18 protein-coding genes and 1 tRNA gene are annotated in these 18,984 nt (G+C 67.2%); 9 read left to right on the top strand and 10 right to left on the bottom strand.

What is annotated here, in order from left to right:
* Window positions 1-16: 16 nt before the first annotated feature.
* Window positions 17-820 carry an enoyl-CoA hydratase gene (locus AB0M14_RS22145; protein ID WP_364997797.1) on the top strand — a complete coding sequence of 268 codons (804 nt, stop codon included), beginning with the start codon at window positions 17-19 and terminating at the stop codon, window positions 818-820.
* Here AB0M14_RS22145 and AB0M14_RS22140 read toward each other — a convergent pair whose 3' ends face one another.
* Window positions 821-1,396, bottom strand: a complete 576-nt coding sequence (locus tag AB0M14_RS22140) for a TerD family protein (RefSeq protein WP_364997795.1) — start codon at window positions 1,394-1,396, stop codon at window positions 821-823.
* A 72-nt stretch (window positions 1,397-1,468) separates the two neighbouring features.
* Window positions 1,469-1,966 carry a hypothetical protein gene (locus AB0M14_RS22135; RefSeq protein ID WP_364997793.1) on the bottom strand — a complete coding sequence of 166 codons (498 nt, stop codon included), beginning with the start codon at window positions 1,964-1,966 and terminating at the stop codon, window positions 1,469-1,471.
* Window positions 1,967-2,560: 594 nt separating this feature from the next.
* Between AB0M14_RS22135 and AB0M14_RS22130 the strand changes: the two genes are divergently transcribed.
* Entirely contained in the window at window positions 2,561-3,997 is a 1,437-nt protein-coding gene (locus tag AB0M14_RS22130) for a stealth family protein (protein ID WP_364999007.1), read from the top strand.
* On the opposite strand, the gene AB0M14_RS22125 is transcribed toward AB0M14_RS22130, so the two are convergent.
* Complete coding sequence (locus AB0M14_RS22125) at window positions 3,945-4,898, bottom strand: phosphodiesterase (protein WP_364997791.1); 954 nt, start codon at window positions 4,896-4,898, stop codon at window positions 3,945-3,947. The two genes, AB0M14_RS22130 and AB0M14_RS22125, sit on opposite strands and share 53 nt — an antisense overlap.
* Window positions 4,899-5,147: 249 nt before the next feature.
* The gene (locus AB0M14_RS22120; RefSeq protein WP_364997789.1) at window positions 5,148-6,239 is read right to left on the bottom strand and encodes a glycerol dehydrogenase; all 1,092 of its coding nucleotides are present in this window, start codon (window positions 6,237-6,239) and stop codon (window positions 5,148-5,150) included.
* A gap of 130 nt (window positions 6,240-6,369) precedes the next feature.
* Between AB0M14_RS22120 and AB0M14_RS22115 the strand changes: the two genes are divergently transcribed.
* Window positions 6,370-7,179 carry an MOSC N-terminal beta barrel domain-containing protein gene (locus tag AB0M14_RS22115; RefSeq protein ID WP_364997787.1) on the top strand — a complete coding sequence of 270 codons (810 nt, stop codon included), beginning with the start codon at window positions 6,370-6,372 and terminating at the stop codon, window positions 7,177-7,179.
* Here the strand turns inward: AB0M14_RS22115 and AB0M14_RS22110 are convergent.
* The 6 genes from AB0M14_RS22110 to AB0M14_RS22085 form a co-directional block, all read right to left on the bottom strand.
* The gene (locus AB0M14_RS22110; RefSeq protein WP_364997785.1) at window positions 7,163-7,612 is read right to left on the bottom strand and encodes an SEC-C metal-binding domain-containing protein; all 450 of its coding nucleotides are present in this window, start codon (window positions 7,610-7,612) and stop codon (window positions 7,163-7,165) included. The two genes, AB0M14_RS22115 and AB0M14_RS22110, sit on opposite strands and share 17 nt — an antisense overlap.
* A complete protein-coding gene (locus tag AB0M14_RS22105) occupies window positions 7,524-8,048 on the bottom strand; it encodes a Uma2 family endonuclease (protein ID WP_364997783.1) in 525 nt (174 codons plus the stop codon). The genes AB0M14_RS22110 and AB0M14_RS22105 overlap by 89 nt, the downstream gene beginning before the upstream one ends.
* Window positions 8,049-8,149: 101 nt before the next feature.
* Window positions 8,150-8,782 (bottom strand): MazG family protein, encoded by a 633-nt coding sequence (locus tag AB0M14_RS22100; RefSeq protein ID WP_364999006.1) that lies wholly within the window; start codon window positions 8,780-8,782, stop codon window positions 8,150-8,152.
* 101 nt (window positions 8,783-8,883) lie between these two features.
* Window positions 8,884-12,504: a transcription-repair coupling factor gene (gene mfd, locus AB0M14_RS22095; protein WP_364997781.1), complete on the bottom strand. Its 3,621-nt coding sequence runs from the start codon at window positions 12,502-12,504 to the stop codon at window positions 8,884-8,886.
* Between the two features lie 217 nt (window positions 12,505-12,721).
* Window positions 12,722-13,369: a TetR/AcrR family transcriptional regulator gene (locus tag AB0M14_RS22090; RefSeq protein ID WP_364997780.1), complete on the bottom strand. Its 648-nt coding sequence runs from the start codon at window positions 13,367-13,369 to the stop codon at window positions 12,722-12,724.
* A 209-nt stretch (window positions 13,370-13,578) separates the two neighbouring features.
* On the bottom strand, window positions 13,579-14,211 hold the full coding sequence (locus tag AB0M14_RS22085; protein ID WP_364999004.1) for a TetR/AcrR family transcriptional regulator: 633 nt from the start codon (window positions 14,209-14,211) through the stop codon (window positions 13,579-13,581).
* 213 nt (window positions 14,212-14,424) lie between these two features.
* Here AB0M14_RS22085 and AB0M14_RS22080 point away from each other — a divergent pair.
* From AB0M14_RS22080 to AB0M14_RS22055, 6 genes are all read left to right on the top strand, one after another.
* Window positions 14,425-14,495: transfer RNA gene (locus AB0M14_RS22080), tRNA-Gln, on the top strand.
* Between the two features lie 62 nt (window positions 14,496-14,557).
* On the top strand, window positions 14,558-16,051 hold the full coding sequence (glmU, locus tag AB0M14_RS22075; protein ID WP_364997778.1) for a bifunctional UDP-N-acetylglucosamine diphosphorylase/glucosamine-1-phosphate N-acetyltransferase GlmU: 1,494 nt from the start codon (window positions 14,558-14,560) through the stop codon (window positions 16,049-16,051).
* A complete protein-coding gene (locus AB0M14_RS22070) occupies window positions 16,048-17,028 on the top strand; it encodes a ribose-phosphate diphosphokinase (RefSeq protein WP_364997776.1) in 981 nt (326 codons plus the stop codon). Before glmU ends, AB0M14_RS22070 begins: the two co-directional genes overlap by 4 nt.
* A gap of 107 nt (window positions 17,029-17,135) precedes the next feature.
* Window positions 17,136-17,705 carry a hypothetical protein gene (locus tag AB0M14_RS22065; protein ID WP_364997774.1) on the top strand — a complete coding sequence of 190 codons (570 nt, stop codon included), beginning with the start codon at window positions 17,136-17,138 and terminating at the stop codon, window positions 17,703-17,705.
* Between the two features lie 80 nt (window positions 17,706-17,785).
* Window positions 17,786-18,046 (top strand): hypothetical protein, encoded by a 261-nt coding sequence (locus AB0M14_RS22060; RefSeq protein ID WP_364997772.1) that lies wholly within the window; start codon window positions 17,786-17,788, stop codon window positions 18,044-18,046.
* Between the two features lie 84 nt (window positions 18,047-18,130).
* A complete protein-coding gene (locus tag AB0M14_RS22055) occupies window positions 18,131-18,943 on the top strand; it encodes a hypothetical protein (RefSeq protein ID WP_364997770.1) in 813 nt (270 codons plus the stop codon).
* Window positions 18,944-18,984 lie beyond the last annotated feature (41 nt).

Below are 18,984 nucleotides of genomic sequence, written 5' to 3'. Positions count from 1 at the left end.
TTCTAGAGGAGTGCCCATGTCGTTCGTGATCGTCGAGAAGCCGCGGCCCGGGATCGCGCTGATCACTCTCAATCGCCCGGAACGCATGAACGCCATGGCATTTGACGTGATGGTGCCGCTGCGCGAGACGCTGCAGGCGGTGGCGGCGGACAACGACGTTCGGGTGGTGGTGCTCACCGGGGCAGGCGAGGGCTTCTGTTCCGGCGCGGATCTGCAACATTCCGGGGCGATCCCGGGTGTGTCCGGGTTGACCCGGACCAGCATCGCGCGCCGGTCCATGGACCTGTTCAACGATGTGATGCTGGCGCTGCGGCGCATGCACCAGCCGGTTATCGCCGCCGTCAACGGCGCGGCCATCGGCGGCGGGTTCTGTCTGAGCGTCGGCGCGGATATCCGAATCGCCGCCGAGGGGGCCTACTTTCGCGCCGCCGGCATCAACAACGGATTGACCTCGGCCGAGCTCGGCTTCAGCTACCTGTTGCCGCGCGCGATCGGCTCCTCGCGCGCCTTCGAGATCATGCTCTCCGGTCGCGATGTCGACGCGGCCGAAGCCGAGCGTATCGGCCTGGTCTCGCGCGTGGTCCCCGTCGGCGAACTCCTGGAGACCAGCTACGACCTGGCCGACCAGATCCTGCGCTACAGCCGCGTCGGCACCGAACTCACCAAACGCATGCTGTGGAGCGGCATGGAAGCAGGCAGCTTCGAATCCCACATGCAGCACGAAGGCATGGCGCAGATCTACGTCCGCCTGACCACCGACAACTTCGACGAAGCCATGCGGGCGCGGAAGGACCGGCGCCCGCCTGTCTACGAGGACTGATTACACGCTGACGCCGTAGTCCCGGGCGATGCCGCCGAGCCCGGAGGCGTAGCCCTGGCCGATGGCGCGGAACTTCCATTCGCCGCCGTGCCGGTACAGCTCGCCGAAGACCATGGCGGTTTCGGTGGACGCGTCTTCGGAGAGGTCGTAACGAGCCAGTTCGGCGCCGTTGCTGCGATCGACGACCCGGATGAAGGCGTTGCGGATCTGGCCGAAGGACTGGCCGCGCGCGTCCGCGTCGTGGATCGAGACCGGGAAGAAGACATTGGTGATGTCCGGCGGCACCGCGGCGAGGTTGACGTTGATCACCTCGTCGTCGCCTTCGCCCTCACCGGTGAGGTTGTCACCGGTGTGCTCGATACTGCCGTCCGGCGATTTCAGATTGTTGTAGAAGATGAAGTGCTGATCCGAGAGCACCTTCAGGTTCGCACCGGTCGCGAGGGCGCTGGCATCGAGGTCGTAGTCGGCCCCGGTGGTGGTGCGCACGTCCCAGCCGAGCCCTACCGCGACACTGGTGAGATTCGGCGCCTGTTTCGACAGTGAAACATTGCCGCCTTTGGCGAGTGTGACGGACATGATCCCCTTCCATTCGGCGCATCCGCGCCGCCTTCCATCCTGATTATTACCGTTGTCCCGCCGTTTGTCGGCTCAGTTCAGCGGGTCGGCCCATTCCCGCAAGGTCGCCACCCGGCCCTGGAGCGCCGTCAGTTCGCTGTCGTCCAGCACATTGCGCTGAATCCCCTGGGCCACAGCGAAAGCCGACTGCCGGTGATCGTCGATCACTTCGACGTCGAGTTGGACGGCCACGTATTCCGGCGCACCCGGCATCTCTTCGGCGATCACCTTCGCCTTCCCGCGGGCACACAGCGCCACATCACCGCCGCCCAGAATCAGCAGCGCGATATCCGGGGCCTTACGCAGCCGGGCCAGGGAACCGCGATCGAACTTGAGGCTCAGCAGAATGCGCCGAGCGCCGGCTCTGACGGGCCAGGAGACCGGAATCGCATGCGGAAGGGGATCGGTGGTCACCAGCACCGCGATGGTGTCGCGTGGCCACACCGGTAAGACGTCGAGTTCGGGATGTTCCATGGCCGACCCACCTGTCGAGTGGTCTTGACGTTGCGCGGGAGTCGCTCCTGCTGCCATCTTCGTCACCTCACGAAATCGTTGCTCCGGGTCGTACTGCAGCCAGTCTAAAGCGCTGTGGCCCTTGCTCGCTGGTGTGCGTGATCTTTCGGCGAGGTGCCCTGACCAGGCAAGCCTTGCCTATTTTCGACAGGGGACGGCCTGTCCGGGACAGCGCGCCGTATCCCGATTGACGGACGGGCGATGGGGATGCATCATTCGTATCAACCCTGTGTTCATCAGGAATTCTTCTCTTCGCCGGCCGATGACTGTCCGGCCCTGCGTGTGCTGTCGCCACGCTCGGTCGCCCGCCGTGCGCTGGACCAGCACACCTCCATGGCGCCGCGGCGTCCCGCGCTCGAGTGAGGTGAGAACGACATGGTCTACCTGCCGTCCGATTATCGGCCCAGCGATTCGTTCCTGCCCTACGGCACCGTTCCGCATCCCTGACTTCGACCGCGCCGGATCCGGCGGCCCCGCAACCGACGCCACACGTGTCGGCGGCGCCGTCGTCTGAATTTTCCGGTGCGGTGCCCCGGGGGAGGAGTCACGGCGAACGAAATACGAACGGAGCGGACAACACCGATGATGGATATGGGAGCAGTGAACCCGGGAATGCTGACCGGCGCCGCGCAGCCGGCCGGGAATCTGGCGATCTCGGAGGCGGCGATCGCGGACCTCGCGTACCTGCGGTCCGAACTGGCGGCCGCGGAGGTGCCGTTTCTGCTGATCCGGGACAGCCGGCACCGGCTCGGCCTGGCCACCGACGCGGCGCACCAGGCGATGGTGCGGCGCGTCACGGCGACCGCGGTAGCGGCGGGGTTCTCCTGTATCGAACTGGCCCACAATATTTTCCGTATCGGCCGCGACCACGATCCGGCGCACCACGTGGAAGTGGAGCTGTGGGACTTCCACGGCGACACCGTTGAATGCCCGCGCGCGAATGCTTTGACCCGCAACATCTTCGACCTCGCCGACGTGGACTACACCCAGATCCGGCTGTTCGACCGAGTCTGGCCGACGCTGGACGGAATGTTCGCACCGCAGCCGACCGATGTCGGCTTCGACATCGACCTGGTGTTCTCCTGGGTGGACGGCTCCGATCCGGAGTTCCGGGCCCGGCGGGCCGGCATGCTGGCCCAGGTGGTAGTCGGCGAGGGTGACGACGCCGACGCCCGCATCCGGCAGATCGACGAACTGAAATTCGCGCTGCGCGCGGTGCACAAGAACGCGCCCTGGATCCGGCGCGTCTTCATCGCCACGGATTCCGCGGTCCCCGGCTGGCTTTCGGAGCATCCGAAGGTGACGGTGGTGCGCGCGGTCGATCACTTCAGCGACACCAGCGGACTGCCGATCTTCAATTCCCATGCGGTGGAATGCCAGTTGCAGCACATCGACGGATTGTCCGAGCACTTCCTGTATTCCAACGACGACATGTTCTTCGCCCGGCCGGTACGCCCCTCGATGTTCTTCAGCCCCGCCGGGATCAGCCGGTTCATCGAGGCGGGCACCCGCATCGGCCCGGGCCGGAACCACGAGCGCCGCAGCGGATTCGAGAACGCGGCCCGGGTGAATCGGGCCCTGCTGGCCGACCGGTTCGGACACGTCATCACGCGGCACTTGGAGCACACGCCGGTGCCGTTGCGCCGCAGCGTGTTACACGAGATGGAGGAGGTGTTCGAGGCCGACTTCGCGCGCACCCGGACCAGCCGGTTCCGCGCCGCCACCGACATCTCCGTCACCAACTCGCTCTACCACTACTACGCGCTGCTCACCGGGCGCGCGGTACCGCAGGAGCTGGCGCGCATGCGGTACGTCGATACCACCAGCCGCGACGGGCTCGAACTGCTCGACGGGCTGGCGCGCGATCGCGATGTCGATTTCTTCTGCCTCAACGACGGCAGCTTCCCGGAGGTCTCCGAAGCGGAACGGACCCAGCGGGTTTCGGACTTCCTGGCAGGGTATTTCCCGGATCCGGCGCCCTGGGAACACCGGGGGCTCAGTGCACCGGCTCGTCATCCGATTCCGGAGTCGGCTGCTGGCGCCGCATGAACAAGGGGATCCGGGCCGCGGGCGGGATGACGATGCCCGCCTCGGCCAGTCGCTCCGCCGCCTGCTCCGGCGTGGCCGGGGTGCCGACGGTCGCGCCCTTCTCGATCGGCACGACCGAATGCACGACGGTTTCCGGGTAGACGTGCACCAGATTGAACGCCTGCGCGCCGTCGCGGCCGCGCTGGCCGCCGTCGGCGACGCCGAGATCCTGGGTGTAGCAGGTGGCCGACGCGACCGAGACGGGGATACCCGCGAACGTCGCGGACGTCGAGAAATGCAGGTGCCCGGCCAGAATCGCGCGCACATCGCTACCGTCCAGCACATCGGCCAGGCGGCGCTGATCGCGCAGCTCCACGGTGACCGCGAGGTCCATCACGCACGGCACCGGCGGATGATGCATGGCCAGGATGGTGCCGAAGGGCGCGGGCTCGGCCAGCACCGAACGCAGCCACGCCAGCTGCTCGGCGGAGATCTCGCCGTAGTGGTGGCCCGGCACCGAGGTGTCCAGGGCGATGATGCGCAACCCGTCGATCATGTGCACCCGATCCAGCGGGGCCGCCGACGGGCGCTCCCGCAGGAGCTTGCGGCGCAGCGTCCCGCGATCGTCGTGATTGCCCTGCACCCACACGATCGGGGCGCTGACGTGCCGCGCGAACGGTTCCACGATCGCCCGTAGCTTGTCGTAGGCGGCGGGCTCACCCTTGTCGGTGAGATCGCCGGTGAACACGATGGCGGTCGGCTGGATATGCGTGGCCGCCGCCTGATCGATGACTTCGCGCAGGCGCTGTTCCGCGTCGACGGCACCGTAGAGATCGCCGTCGCCGGCGACCAGATGGGTGTCGCTGAAGTGGAACAACACATGGTTCGGTCGCGGGTGCTCCGCGACTCTGCTGATGCGCACCGGACCGAGGTCCCTCCCGGCGGGTTTGCCCGCCGATCATGTCGAGCGATCTGGGAGCGATCGCTACGTGTTGGCTTCGGGTTCCACCGCCAGAATAGCGAAGGCCCATTTACAGGGTTCCCGACACACGGTGACGACACTCTTGCGAGAAGGTGAGGGTTCGGTGTCGGACGTTTGATTGCGAAGGGTTGCTGTACGAGACATCGCCGCGGGCGCCCACACCGTTTACCGCGCAGGCCGACTGATCGCTCAGCCGCGGCCGAGGGCGTCGGCGGTGCGCAGGGCGTCCAGGACCATGGTGGCGTCGACCTCGAAGGGTTCGTTGTGGATGGTTTCACCGGGCGCGACGGCGCGGTGTGCGATGACGGACAGGGTTTCTCGATCCGCGTGGGCCAAACCGAGGTCGGCGAGGGTGCTGGGTAAGCCCACCGAGGTGCAGAAGGCGAGCACGGTGGCGATCTCCTCGGTGGGTGCGCCTTCCAGGATCAGCTGGGTCAGGACTCCGAAGGCCACTTTTTCGCCGTGCAGGAACGGCCGGGTTTCCGGGGCCGCGGTGAGACCGTTGTGCACGGCGTGGGCGGCGGCCAGGCCGGAGGACTCGAAACCGAGGCCGGACAGCAGCGTGTTGGCCTCGACGACGCGTTCCAGCGCCGGTGTGACCGTGTGGGTTTCGACCGCGGTGAGCGCGGATACGCCGTCGGCGAGCAAGGTCCGATAGCAGAGTTCGGCGAGTGCGCCCGCGCTGCGCGTAGAGGCGCCGCCACGCATGTTCCGCACCTGCCCGGCGATACAGGTGCGGGCTTCGAACCAGGTGGCCAGGGCATCGCCCATGCCTGCGGTGAGCAGCCGGGCCGGAGCTCGGGCAACCGCCGAGGTGTCGACGAGTACCAGCGCGGGATTACGTGCCACCAGCTTGTACTGCTCGAATTCGCCTGCGTCGGTATAGATCACCGACAGCGCGCTGCACGGCGCGTCGCTGGAAGCCGTGGTCGGGCAGCTGATCATCGGCAGCTCGAGATCGGCGGCTACGGCTCGCGCCGCATCGATCACCTTCCCGCCGCCGGCACCCAGTACCGCCGTGCTGCCGTGCGCACCGGCCGCCGCCGCGATCCGCGCGATCTCGCCGCGACTGCATTCGCCACCGAACCGATGCACCGCGTAGGCGATCTTCGCGTCGGTCAGCGACTGGTCCCACTTCGCGGCGAGCAGCCCGAACGCACTGTTGCCCGCGACGATCAGGACGGGCCCCGCGATGCCGAGCCGTTCCAGTTCGCTGCCGAGCGCCGCCGTCGCGTCGCGCCCCTGCACGTAGTGTCCGGGCGCGGAAAACACACTCAGCATCTGGCACCTCCAGCGGCCGATCCGTTTCCGCTCACGCTACGCGCTCAGCCATCCCGGATGCGCGCGTTCCAGTCCAGTATTCGTGCACTGGCTCCAGGCACGCCGGGCCCGACGCACTAGGGTCGGCTGAGTGGCGGCTGTTTCCGAACTCTTCGTTTACCCGATCAAAGGCTGCGCGGGCAGCCCGCTGACCCGCGCGGAGATCCTGCCGACCGGCATCGCGCACGACCGCACCTACATGTTCGTCCGCCCAGACGGCCTGTTCCGCAGCCAGCGCAGCACGCCACGGCTGTCGGTCATCCGCCCCGAATTGGCGAGCGACGGCGCGAAACTCACCCTCGCCGCCCTCGACGTCGACACACACACCCTCGACGTCCGTCTCGACGGCCCCCGGCTGACGGTGAACGTGCACAACGTCTGGGAGGGCGACGCGATCGATCAGGGCGACGAGGTCGCGGCCTGGGCCAGCGATCTCCTGGACGAAGACGTCCGCCTGGTCCGCGTCCCACCGGACCACCACCGCGCCGTCGACGACTGGCACGGCGACATCACCTTCACCGACTCCACCCCACTGCACCTGACCTCGGACTCGTCCCTGGACGACCTGAACGCCCGCATCCTGGAAAAGGGCGCCGACCCGGTCCCGATGGAACGCTTCCGCCCCAACATCGTGATGACCGGCTGGCCCGCCCCCTACTTCGAGGACACCATCCGCGACTTCACCCTCGGCGACACCCACCTGCGCTGGGTGAAACCGGACGTCCGCTGCCAGGTAACCGTCGTCGACCAGCCCACCGGCAAGCGCGCGGGGCCCGAACCGCTCCGCACGCTCGCCGACTACCGCCGCGATCCGGGCGGGGGTGTCACTTTCGGCATCAAGGTCGCCGTAAACACCGCGGGCACGATCACCCTCGGCGACGAGATCATCGTGCATCAGTAGCTTCGACGCCAGGTGCATGCACTCCTAGTCGCGGACGTAATAGTGGCCCTGGGTGTCGTCGAACCGACCGGTCGAGCGACAGCACTTGCTGAAACCGCCGCCCGGAACCACACGGACAGGGATCTTTACCGCCGAGCTTCTCGATCAGCTCTTTATCGACGCCGACCGTGCGCGAGCCACGCTTGACCCGCGTCTCGCTAAGGGAACCCCCTACGCCGCTTGCTGGTTCGCTCGAAACGGCACCTGGAAATCGTCGGGGCGCATGATGGCCTCCTCGGTAGATCGAATACGACCGCGCGAAGATAGCAGCCACCCTGCGGCGACAGCATCCGATTTTCGGGGGATCAAAGGCGGCTGGTGTTGAGTTCCAGTTCGAACGGAGCAGGGAGGAAAATGGTGGTGCCGAAGGGATGCGGGCCGTCCTGCTTCGCATAGCCCAGAGCGTGCGGCTCGGAAAAGAGCGTCCACTCCAGCCGTTGTCGATCGAGCAGCAAGTACAACGGTGCGCCGTACTGCCCGTAGCGCTTGCGTTTGACGCTCCGGTCATTCTCCGCGTTCGACTCGGAGGTCGCTTCGACCACGAGCAAAGTCTGTTCCGGAAGGAGTGCACCCGCTCCCTCCGCCAAGACCGCCGGCACCACCGCGAGGTCGGGCACGAACCAGTTGAGCGAGCCGGGTAGATCCAGGTCTCCTGAACCCATCAGGCAATCGAGCTCACGGACCTTCTCGCGCAACTGGTCCCGGATCTGATCGACCACTTTCTCGTGATCCCACATCGGCTCGGAAAGGACGATCAATCCCTCGACGACTTCGGAGTACCGCGGGCCGAGACGCTGCACCGAATACTTCAGCGCGGCTTCGGGATCCACGTCCTCGTAGGTGTGTGGTCGTGCCATGACATCCACCCCCGTAAGTCAAGTTATAGCGATCTGCTTTCACAGCCTAGGCGGTGTACCGATCTTTGTCACCATCAGTGCGGCCAGAACAGCCGCCAATCGGCGGGCGTGAGGACGGCGCGGCTCCCGCGGGCGGATTCCGCGGCGTCCTCCGCGATGCGGATGGTGGTGGCGAAGGCGAGGGTGGCTTTGCGGAGGCGTTCCTCGGCGCTGTCCGGGCCGCCCAGGTGGACTACCCGCAGGTCTTCGGGGATCAGGTCTTCCGGGAGACCGGCTTTGGCGCTGCGGGCGATGATCTTTTCGGCGAGGGCCAGGGCGGGTTGGGCCATGGCGATGCCGTCGAGGCAGGAGCGGCGGGACTTCTCGCTGGATTTGCGCTCCTCCCAGGCCTTTTCCTGGGCGGCGATCTTGGTTTCCAAGGGAGCGTGCGGGTCGATCGGGGTGCCCGAGAGTTGCGGACTGCGGTTGACGAGTTTGGCGACCAGGACGGCGGCTACGTCGTCAACGGTGAATTCGCCTGCGGCCTGGGCGATTCGGGAATGGAAGAGAACCTGGAGCAGCAGGTCGCCGAGTTCTTCCTTGATGGTCTCGGCGTCGTTGTGCCCGATGGCGTCGAGGAGTTCGTAGGTTTCCTCGAGCAGGTAGGGGCGCAGCGAGTCGTGGGTTTGGGTGACTTCCCAGCCGCCGAAGTTCCACAGGCGGTCCATCACCTCGACGGCGCCGGCCAAGCCGCGCGCCACCACGGCGGTGTCGCTGCCGGCGGCGGCGTTGCGGGCGGCGCGCAGCACCGATTCCTCGCGGCCGGAGCTCATCGGGCCGCCGTGGCTTCGGTGGCGACGGTGAGATCGACCGCGCCCTGGGCTTTTCCATCCAGCGCGAGCAGCAGATCGGCGACGAACTGCAACAGCTGGACATCGCGCACCCGGTCCGCGCCGACGCTGTCCTCGATGCGCGGCAGGGGCAGCGAGACCACGCCGCTGACCGCCTTGTAGTTCGCGCTCGGGTAGATCCGCTTCAACCGCAGTTGCTTGGAGTCGGGCAGGTTGAGCAGCGGCGAGACCTTCAAGGTGGTTCCGGTGACCGCGATTTCGGTGACGCCGTAGGCCCGGGCCAGCAAGCGCAGCTTCGCCACCGAGACCAGACGCCCGACCTCGACGGGCAGCGCACCATAGCGGTCGACGAGTTCCTCGACCACCGCGGCCAGCGCCGAATCATCTTGGGCGGAGGCAAGTTTGCGGTACGCCTCCAGGCGCAGCCGGTCGCTGGCGATGTAGTCCGGTGGGATGTGCGCGTCGACCGGCAGGTCGATGCGCACCTCCTTGACTTCCTCGCTGGTGGTGATCGGCTTGCCGTCGGCGGCGGCACGGTAGGCCTCCACCGCCTCGCCGACCAGGCGCACATACAGGTCGAACCCGACGCCCGCGACGTGCCCGGACTGTTCGGCGCCGAGCACGTTTCCGGCGCCGCGGATTTCGAGGTCCTTCATGGCCACCGCCATACCCGCACCGAGATCGGAATTCTGCGAGATGGTCGCGAGCCGGTCATAGGCGGTCTCGGTGAGCGGCTTCTCCGGCGGGTACAGGAAGTAGGCGTAACCGCGCTCCCGGCTGCGCCCGACCCGCCCGCGCAGCTGGTGCAGCTGCGAAAGGCCCAGGGCATCAGCGCGTTCCACGATCAGCGTGTTCGCGTTGGAGATGTCCAAGCCGGTTTCGATGATGGTGGTGCACACCAGCACGTCGAATTCGCGCTCCCAGAAACCCTGCACGGTCTGTTCGAGCGTGTCCTCGTTCATCTGACCGTGCGCGACCACCACGCGCGCCTCCGGCACCAGCTCGCGAATCCGCTTGGCCGCCTTGTCGATCGAGGACACCCGGTTGTGCACATAGAAGACCTGGCCGTCGCGCAGCAGTTCGCGGCGAATGGCGGCGGTGACCTGCTTGTCGTTGTACGCGCCGACGTAGGTGAGCACCGGATGGCGCTCCTCGGGCGGGGTGAGGATGGTCGACATCTCACGGATGCCGGCCAGGCTCATCTCCAGGGTGCGCGGGATCGGCGTGGCGGACATGGTCAGCACGTCCACATGCGTCCGCAGCGCCTTGATGTGCTCTTTGTGCTCGACGCCGAAGCGCTGTTCCTCGTCGACCACGACCAGGCCGAGATCCTTCCAGCGGATACCGGTCTGCAACAGCCGGTGCGTGCCGACCACGATGTCGACCGATCCGTCGGCCATGCCCGCCATCACCTCGCGCGCGTCGGCGGGATCGGTGAAGCGGGACAGGCCCTTCACGGTGACCGGGAATCCGGCGACGCGATCGGTGAAGGTCTGCAGATGCTGTTGCGCGAGCAGGGTCGTCGGCACCAGCACCACGACCTGCTTGCCGTCCTGCACCGCCTTGAACGCGGCGCGCACCGCGATCTCGGTCTTGCCGTAGCCGACGTCGCCGCACACCACGCGGTCCATCGGAACTGCCTTCTCCATATCCGATTTCACCTCGGCGATGGCGGTCATCTGATCGATGGTCTCGGTGAACGCGAACGCGTCCTCCATCTCCTGCTGCCACGGGGTGTCCGGCCCGAACGCGTGCCCGGGTGCGGCCTGCCGGGCCGCGTACAGCTGCACCAGCTCGCCGGCGATCTCCCGAACCGCCTTGCGCGCCTTGCGTTTCGTGTTCGCCCAGTCCGAGCCGCCGAGCTTGGACAGGCTCGGCATCTCGCCGCCCACATAGCGGGAGAGCTGGTCCAGCGATTCCATCGGCACGAACAGCCGATCGCCCGGCTGACCGCGCTTACCGGGCGCGTATTCGATAACCAGGTATTCGCGACGAGCCCCGCCCACGGTGCGTTCGATCATCTCCACGAACCGGCCGATGCCGTGCTGATCGTGCACCACCATGTCGCCCGCGCTGAGCGCGAGCGGATCGACCTGGTTGCGCCGTTTGGCCGGCATCCGCTTGCCCTCGCCGGGCGCGGTGACCCGGTTGCCGGTGAGATCGGATTCGGCGACGACCACCAGACCGGCGTCGGCGAACACCAGGCCGTCGTGCAGCGAACCACAGAGCACGCCGACCACTCCGGCGCCCGGTTCGGCGCCGGGCTCGAGCGCCGCGGCCGGCACGTCGGCATCGGCCAGACGTTCCAGAATGCGTTGTGCCGTACCGTGTCCCGCGACCACGACCACCGCGCGCCCGCCGGTCGCGACATGTGCGCGCAGCGACGCGAAGATGGTCGCGACGAGTTCGTCGGAACCCCGCGCGGAGGTGCCGCCGGCGACCGGCAGCACCACCTCGGCCGGATCACCGGACTCCAGCGGACTCAGTGTCCACCAGGGCAGATCGTGCTGGTCGGCGCTCTCGTGGATCTCCGGCAGGGCCCGATAACCGGACGCGGCGAGATCGAGCCCGTGCCCACCCAGCGGCGCGGCGCCGCCGAATGACGCTGCGGTCCAAGAAGCTTCGAGGAATTCCTCGCCGGTGCGCACCAGATCCGCGGCCCGCGTGCGGACCTTCTCCGGATCGCACACCAGCAGGTGCGTGCCCGCCGGCAGCACCTCGGTGAGCAACCGCAATTCGCCGGGCTGCAGCACCGGCAGCAGCGCCTCCATGCCCTCGACCGGAATGCCCTCGGCGAGCTTGTCCAGCATTTCCACCAGGGCCGCGTCGGCCGCGTTGGCCTTGGCGACCGCGGCCGCCCGGTCCCGCACCGCCGCGGTCAGCAGCAGTTCCCGGCACGGCGAGGCGACCACGGCGGGCAGGTCTACCTCCGACAGCGAGCGCTGATCGGCGACCGAGAACGCGCGCACCTCGGTGATCTCATCGCCCCAGAACTCCACGCGCACCGGATGATCCGCCGTCGGCGGGAACAGATCGAGGATGCCGCCGCGCACCGCGAACTCGCCGCGCTTGCCCACCATGTCGACCCGCGAGTACGCGAATTCGACCAGACGCGTGAGCAATTCGTCGAAGTCGAGTTCCGCGCCGACACGCAGCACGATCGGCTCGATATCGCCGAGCCCGGCCGCCATCGGCTGCATCAGGGAGCGCACGGTGGTCACGATGACCCGCAGCGGTTCCGGGAACAGCGCGTCCTCGGGATGGGCGAGCCGGCGCAACACCTCCAGCCGGCGACCCACCGTGTCCGCGCCGGGCGAGAGCCGCTCGTGCGGGAGCGTCTCCCAGGACGGGAACTGCGCCACGCTGTCGCCGAGGATCTCCGCCAGCTCGACCGTCAGGTCATCGGCCTCGCGACCCGTCGCCGTCACCACCACCAGCGGCTGCTTCGCCGCGATGGTGGCGGCCACGAACGGCCGGACCGCACTCGGCGCGACCAGCTCCACCGCCGACTTGCCGACCAGCTCGGCGACCGTGCGCAGGGCAGTGTCGGCCCCGGCCACCGCGGCCAGTCCGGCAAGAGGTGGACGAAGCGTGGACATCAAGACTCCTGAGCTCAGGCGGGCTTTCTAGAACGGCCAACCGAGTCTAGTGGGGTCGCCAGGAAGACACCTCGCTGCGCTCGGCTTTCTTCCTGGCGACCAGGTTCCGGAGGGGCACCGGGGGCGCTTCGCTTCCCCGGTGCCGCACTGCTTCGGGCTTGCCTCGCTGCGCTCGGCGTTCACCCTGGCGTACCGCAAAGCCGACTGGCAGGCGGTTTCAGGGGACGTATCGGCGCAACCTGCGTGCCGCGAATTCCCTGAAGTACGAGAGCTTTTCGCTCGGAACGATGCTGGGCAGCAGGAAATACCAGGCCCGCTCCATGCGCGTCGCCATCTGATCGATGGACTCGGTGCCGACCGCGACGATGTGCACGCCCGCGGTGACCTCCTGCAGCAGCAGGCCGACCACCTCCGGATCCAGTTCCGGATCCAGATCGCCCTGGGCGATGGCCCGCTCGGAGAGCAAGCGGTAGGTATCGCCCCAGGTCTTGGCGATATTGTCGCCCTGGGCGCCGCGGTAGTCACCGATCTGGTGGGTCAGCTTGAGCATGGCGCCGACCATCGGATCGTTCATCGATAGGTCCGCGACCACATAGGTGATGCCGATGCACGCTTCCAGCGCCGGCACCCGGGGATCGAAGAAACCCTGGCACGAGCTGACCAGTCGCTCGTTGCCCTGATCCACCACGGCGCGCGCTAGCTCTTCCTTCGAGCCGAAGTGAAAGTACAAGGCGCCCTTGGTCACATTGGACTGCGCGATGATCTCGCTGAGGCTCGCGTTGGCGTAGCCCAAGCGCAGAAAGACATCGGCAGCGCCCGCAAGGACGGAGTCGCGGGTGATCTCCGCGCGCGCTTGCCTAGCCATCAGATCCGCCTGTCATCCCTAAAACCAGCCATCCTGAAGTAGACCGACATCCCGAATTAGACCGACATACCGCTCGAACAGCACCCAGAGGATGGGTGAACCGTACCACCAGGTGGGCGTGCGACAACGAATTCGAGCATTCCACTGGGGGCGCAGCGCAATTCGCTAGTTACCTTAGGGGAATCGGCGCCGGGGCGGAACACCGCGGTTCAATCGCCCTCGCGCTGGGCCCAGTAGACCCCGGTGGTCCCCTGTGAACTGAGCCGCGGCTTGGCCTCCAAGTGGCTCAATCCGTTCCAGCACAGGTTCACCAAATGCGCTGCCACAACCTCTTTCGGCGGCTCGCGCACATCCAGCCACCAGGTCGCGGCCGTGGACACCATGCCGACCAGCGCCTGCGCGTACAGCGTGGCCAGGGTGGTGTCGAACTCGCGGCGCTCGAAATCGCCCGCGAGGATGTGCGAAACCTGGTTCACCGCCTCGTTGAGCAGGCTGGAGTACCGGCCGTCGTCGGTGGCTACGGGCTGGTCGCGCACCAGGATTCGAAATCCGTCGGTGCGCTCCTCGATGTAGGTCAGCAGCGCCAGCGCGACCCGTTCCAGCCGCACCCGGGACCGATGATGGGTGAGCGAGGACGTGATCATGTCCAGCAGCATCGACATCTCGCGGTCGACGACCACCGCGTAGAGGCCCTCTTTGCCGCCGAAATGTTCGTACACAACGGGTTTCGAGACCTGGGCGCGCTGTGCGATCTCCTCGATCGAGGTCGCCTCGTACCCGCGCTCGGCGAACAGCGCGCGACCGATCTCGATCAACTGCTGCCGTCTCTGGGTCCCCGTCATCCGCGGACGCGCTACCCGCTGCGGCTCACGCGAAGTCACCTCGTGCCTCCTCGGCTACGACCAGCACTACTGGGCACAACTGTGCCAGACAGGTTCGCCACACGCCCCACCCGAGCCCCCGCAAGATTCGCGAGGAGGCCGACTAGTATGCGAGGATCTTTCCCGTGCCGCTGGCACAGCGGTGGGTTCTGTGTTGATCCGCCGGTGTGGCAATCCGCCGTAGTGTAATGGCAGCACCTCTGATTTTGGTTCAGATAGTTCAGGTTCGAGTCCTGGCGGCGGAGCACATCGGCGGCACGATGGCCTATCGCCGCCATGCACGATGACAGGCAGCCGAGGGAGATTCATGCCACAGCAGACCGCCGTCGTCGTTCTCGCAGCCGGAGCCGGGACGCGAATGCGGTCTAAGACCCCTAAAGTGCTGCATTCGCTGGCCGGTCGGAGCATGCTCGCGCACGCGCTGCATGCGGCGAACGAGATCGACCCCGCCTTCCTCATCACCGTGGTGGGCCACGACCGCGAACAGGTCGGCGCCGCGGTAGCGGCGGAGGCCGGCGTCATGGGCCGCGAGATCATTCCGGCCTTGCAGGAACAACAACTGGGCACCGGTCACGCGGTGCAATGCGCGCTCACGGCGCTGCCCGCCGGCTTCGACGGTGACCTGCTGGTCACCTCGGCCGACGTGCCGCTGCTGGACGGGCACACCCTGTCCGCGCTGCTCGACGAGCACCGCAGCTACCCCGAACGTTCCGCGGTCACCGTGCTGACCTTCGTCCCGGACGACCCGAACGGCTACGGCCGCATCGTCCGGGACGCCGAGGGGCATGTCAGCGAGATCGTCGAGCACGCCGACGCCACCCCCGAGCAGGCGGCGATCACCGAGGTCAACTCGGGCGTCTACGTCTTCGACGCGGGCGTGCTGCGCACCATGGTGGGCCGGTTGTCCACCGCCAACGCGCAGCACGAGCTCTACCTCACCGATGTCCTGAAGCTGGCCCGCGAGGCCGGTCATCCGGTGCACGGCGCCCGCCTGGTCGACGCGGCCAAGGTCACCGGCGTCAACGATCGGGTGCAGCTGTCCGCGGCCGCGCGCACCCTGAACCGCTACATCCTGGAACGCCACATGCGCGCCGGGGTCACCATCATGGATCCGGCCTCCACCTGGGTGGACGCGGCGGTGCGGATCGGCCGCGACGCGGTGCTCAAGCCGGGTGTGCAGTTGCTCGGCAGCACCGTGATCGGCGAGGACGCCGAGGTCGGACCGGATTCCACGCTGACCGACGTCATGGTCGGGGACGGCGCGAAAGTGATTCGGACACACGGCGAACAGGCCGCGATCGGGCCCGGCGCCAGCATCGGGCCGTTCAGTTATCTACGTCCGGGCACCGTGGTCGGCGATTCCGGCAAGCTCGGCGCCTTCGTCGAGACCAAGAACGCCACCATCGGCGCCCACTCCAAGGTGCCGCACCTGACCTATGTCGGCGACGCCACCATCGGCGAGTACAGCAACATCGGCGCTTCGAGCGTGTTCGTCAACTACGACGGGGTGCGGAAACATCACACGGTGGTCGGTTCGCACGTACGTACGGGCAGCGACACCATGTTCATCGCGCCGGTGACGGTGGGTGACGGCGCCTATACCGGGGCAGGTACTGTACTGCGCAGAAGCGTTCCCCCAGGGGCTCTGGCGGTCTCCGGAGGCGCGCAGAAGAATATCGAGGGCTGGGTGCAGCGTCACCGTCCCGGGACGGCCGCGGCACGTGCGGCGGAGGCGGCGAATGGGTCCGCCGATAAAGATGACGAGTCGGGCAATGAGCAAAAGGATGGCAACCAGCAGTGACCGCGTCATGGATCGACAACCAGAAGAACCTGATGCTCTTCTCGGGACGCGCTCATCCTGAGCTGGCCGAGCAGGTCGCCAAGGAACTCGACGTCCACGTCACCCCGCAGACCGCCCGCGATTTCGCCAACGGCGAGATCTTCGTCCGCTTCGAGGAATCCGTGCGCGGCTCGGATGCCTTTGTGCTGCAGAGCTTCCCGGCCCCGCTGAACCAGTGGCTGATGGAACAGCTGATCATGATCGACGCGCTCAAGCGCGGCTCGGCCAAGCGCATCACCGCGGTGCTGCCGTTCTACCCCTACGCCCGCCAGGACAAGAAGCACCGCGGCCGCGAGCCCATCTCCGCGCGCCTGGTCGCCGACCTGCTCAAGACCGCGGGCGCGGACCGCATCATCACCGTCGACCTGCACACCGACCAGATCCAGGGCTTCTTCGACGGCCCCGTCGATCACATGCACGCGCAGATCCAGCTGGTGGATTACGTCCGCAACAACTACCCGCTGGAGAACGTCACCGTCGTCTCCCCCGACGCGGGCCGCGTCAAGGTCGCCGAGAAGTGGGCCAACAATCTCGCCGACGCTCCGATGGCGTTCATCCACAAGACCCGCGACCCGCTGGTGCCCAACCAGGTCGTGGCCAACCGCGTGGTCGGTGAGGTCGAAGGCCGCACCTGCATCCTGATCGACGACATGATCGACACCGGCGGCACCATCGCCGGCGCGGTCAAGGTGCTCAAGGAGGCGGGTGCGCTCGACGTCGTCATCGCCGCCACCCACGGTGTGCTCAGCGCGCCGGCGGCCGAGCGGCTGTCGAGCTGCGGCGCCAAGGAAGTCGTGGTCACCAACACCCTGCCGATCACCGAGGACAAGAAGTTCCCGCAGCTCACGGTGCTGTCCATCGCGCCGCTGCTGGCGCGCACCATCCGCGAGGTCTTCGAAAACGGCTCGGTGACGGGGCTTTTCAACGGCAACGCCTGATCCAACTCGGCAACGGCCCGGACTCGATGTCCGGGCCGTTTGCTGTTTGCCCGCCCGGTGCCGACGTGTGAGTATGGTGGGCGATTCATTCCGGGAGGGGAACTCACATGAGCACACCGCAGGATCCGCAGCAGCCCATCGATCTGTGGAAGTCGCAGCAGCCACAGGATGCGCCCCAGGCGGACCCGACCCAGGTGTGGCAGCCGAGCCAGGCCGACCCCACCCAGGTCTGGCAGCCCGAGCAGCCGGCCCCTGGCGCGTACACCCCGCCCGTCGCGCAACCGGTGAATCCGACGTCGTACCCGGGCTTTCCGCCGCCGGCCCCGCCGCCCTCGTACCCCGCCCAGGGCCAGCAGTACCAGCAGCCGGGTTACCCGCAGCAGCCCTACGGCGTGCCCTACCCGCCGCCGTACCAGCAGCCCTCCCAGACGCCGATCTGGTCGATCATCAGCTTCGCCTGCGTGGCCTGCACCTTCCTCGGGCTCGCCTTCTGCGGTGTCCCCTCGCTGATCTCCGCGCCGCTGGGCGTCGTTCTCGGCATCGTCGGTCACGTGAAGGGCGAGGAGCTGGGCAAATGGGCGGCCATCCTCAACGGTGTCACCATCGTCCTGGGCGTGATCCTGCTGGTCCTGGGTTTCGCCTTCATCAACGGACTCGAGTCCTCGACGACGTACTGAGCGGACGCGTCGTCCTCGTCACCGTCGTCCGGCGCGACTAGGCTCGTGACGTGTACTGATCCCCAGAGAAGGACGCGCGCATGAACAGCGAACGGCTCGATCAAGACATGGGTGACGACGACCAGGCGGATGAGATCCGCGCGTATCAGCGCAATATCGAGGATCCGCCCGCGCATCTGCGGATCCGCGACCGTGAGAACGAGGCCGACGGCAGGCTCGGCATCGGCGAAGAACTCGAGCAGGAGTGGCACCGGGGCGACCGGGCCGCGGCGGCCCGGCGCGAAGACGAACGACCCGCCGAGGTGGCGGCGGTGGACATCATCGACGACGCGGATCTGTAAAGATTCGAACCGGTAGCGATTGCGCATAGTGACTTTGTTCTGAAGTGGTACTCGGCAGCTGACACCTTTCACGAGGAGAGCGCTATGACCAACCCGCAGAACCCGGACGAGTCGCAGAAACCGATGACGGGCAGCGCCCCGCAGTCGGGGCAGGAATCCGAACCCGCCCCTTCCCTATCGAAGCCGAATCCAGCCGAGGAGACGACGATCCTCCCGGCCGGGACGGAGTGGGCGACACCCGCCTCGGCACAGCAGTGGTCGTCGGAACCCACCTCCGGCGAGTCCGGGTCGCCGAGTTCGACGCCGAGTCAGCCGGCCTACACCGGCGAGAGTTACCCGCAGACGCCCGGTTCGGCGCCGCAGGCCGGGGGGTATCCCCCGTACCCGGAGCAGCCCTGGCAGCAGAGCCGGCCCAATCAGCCCTACCCGGAACAGCCCTGGCAACAGAGCCAGCCCAATCAGCCCTACCCGGGTCAGCCGTATCAGCAGGGTCAACCGTATCCGGGAGGTCAGCCCTACCCGCCCGGGTCGCAAACCGGTGGTTACCCGCAGTATCCGGGGCAACCCGGCCAGCCGCCGCAGCCGGGTCAGCCGTACCCGTACCAGGCCGGCCAGTACCCGCAGGGCGCGTACGGCGCGCCGCAGCAGCGGTCCGGCACGCAGCTGTTCTCGATCATCGGCTTCGTCTGCGCCGCGCTCGCGCTGTTCTTCTGCCCGATCCTGTTCGGGCCCGCGGGCATCGTCCTGGGCCTGGTCGGTCGTAACAAGGGCGAGTCGCTGGGCAAGTGGGCCGCCATCGCCTCCGCGGTGTGCCTGGTCCTGGGCTTGATCTTCGCCTTCTTCATCTGGGGCGGCGTGATCGACAACGACTACTACAACGACCGCGACACTTACTGACACACCACTCCTGGATCAGGTAGCGACCAAGCGATCGGATT

This window comes from Nocardia sp. NPDC051832, assembly GCF_040681285.1.
In the GTDB taxonomy this organism is placed as follows: Bacteria; Actinomycetota; Actinomycetes; order Mycobacteriales; family Mycobacteriaceae; genus Nocardia.
Note: the sequence above shows the minus strand (reverse complement) of the source record. Positions and strands in the feature narration are given on the sequence as shown.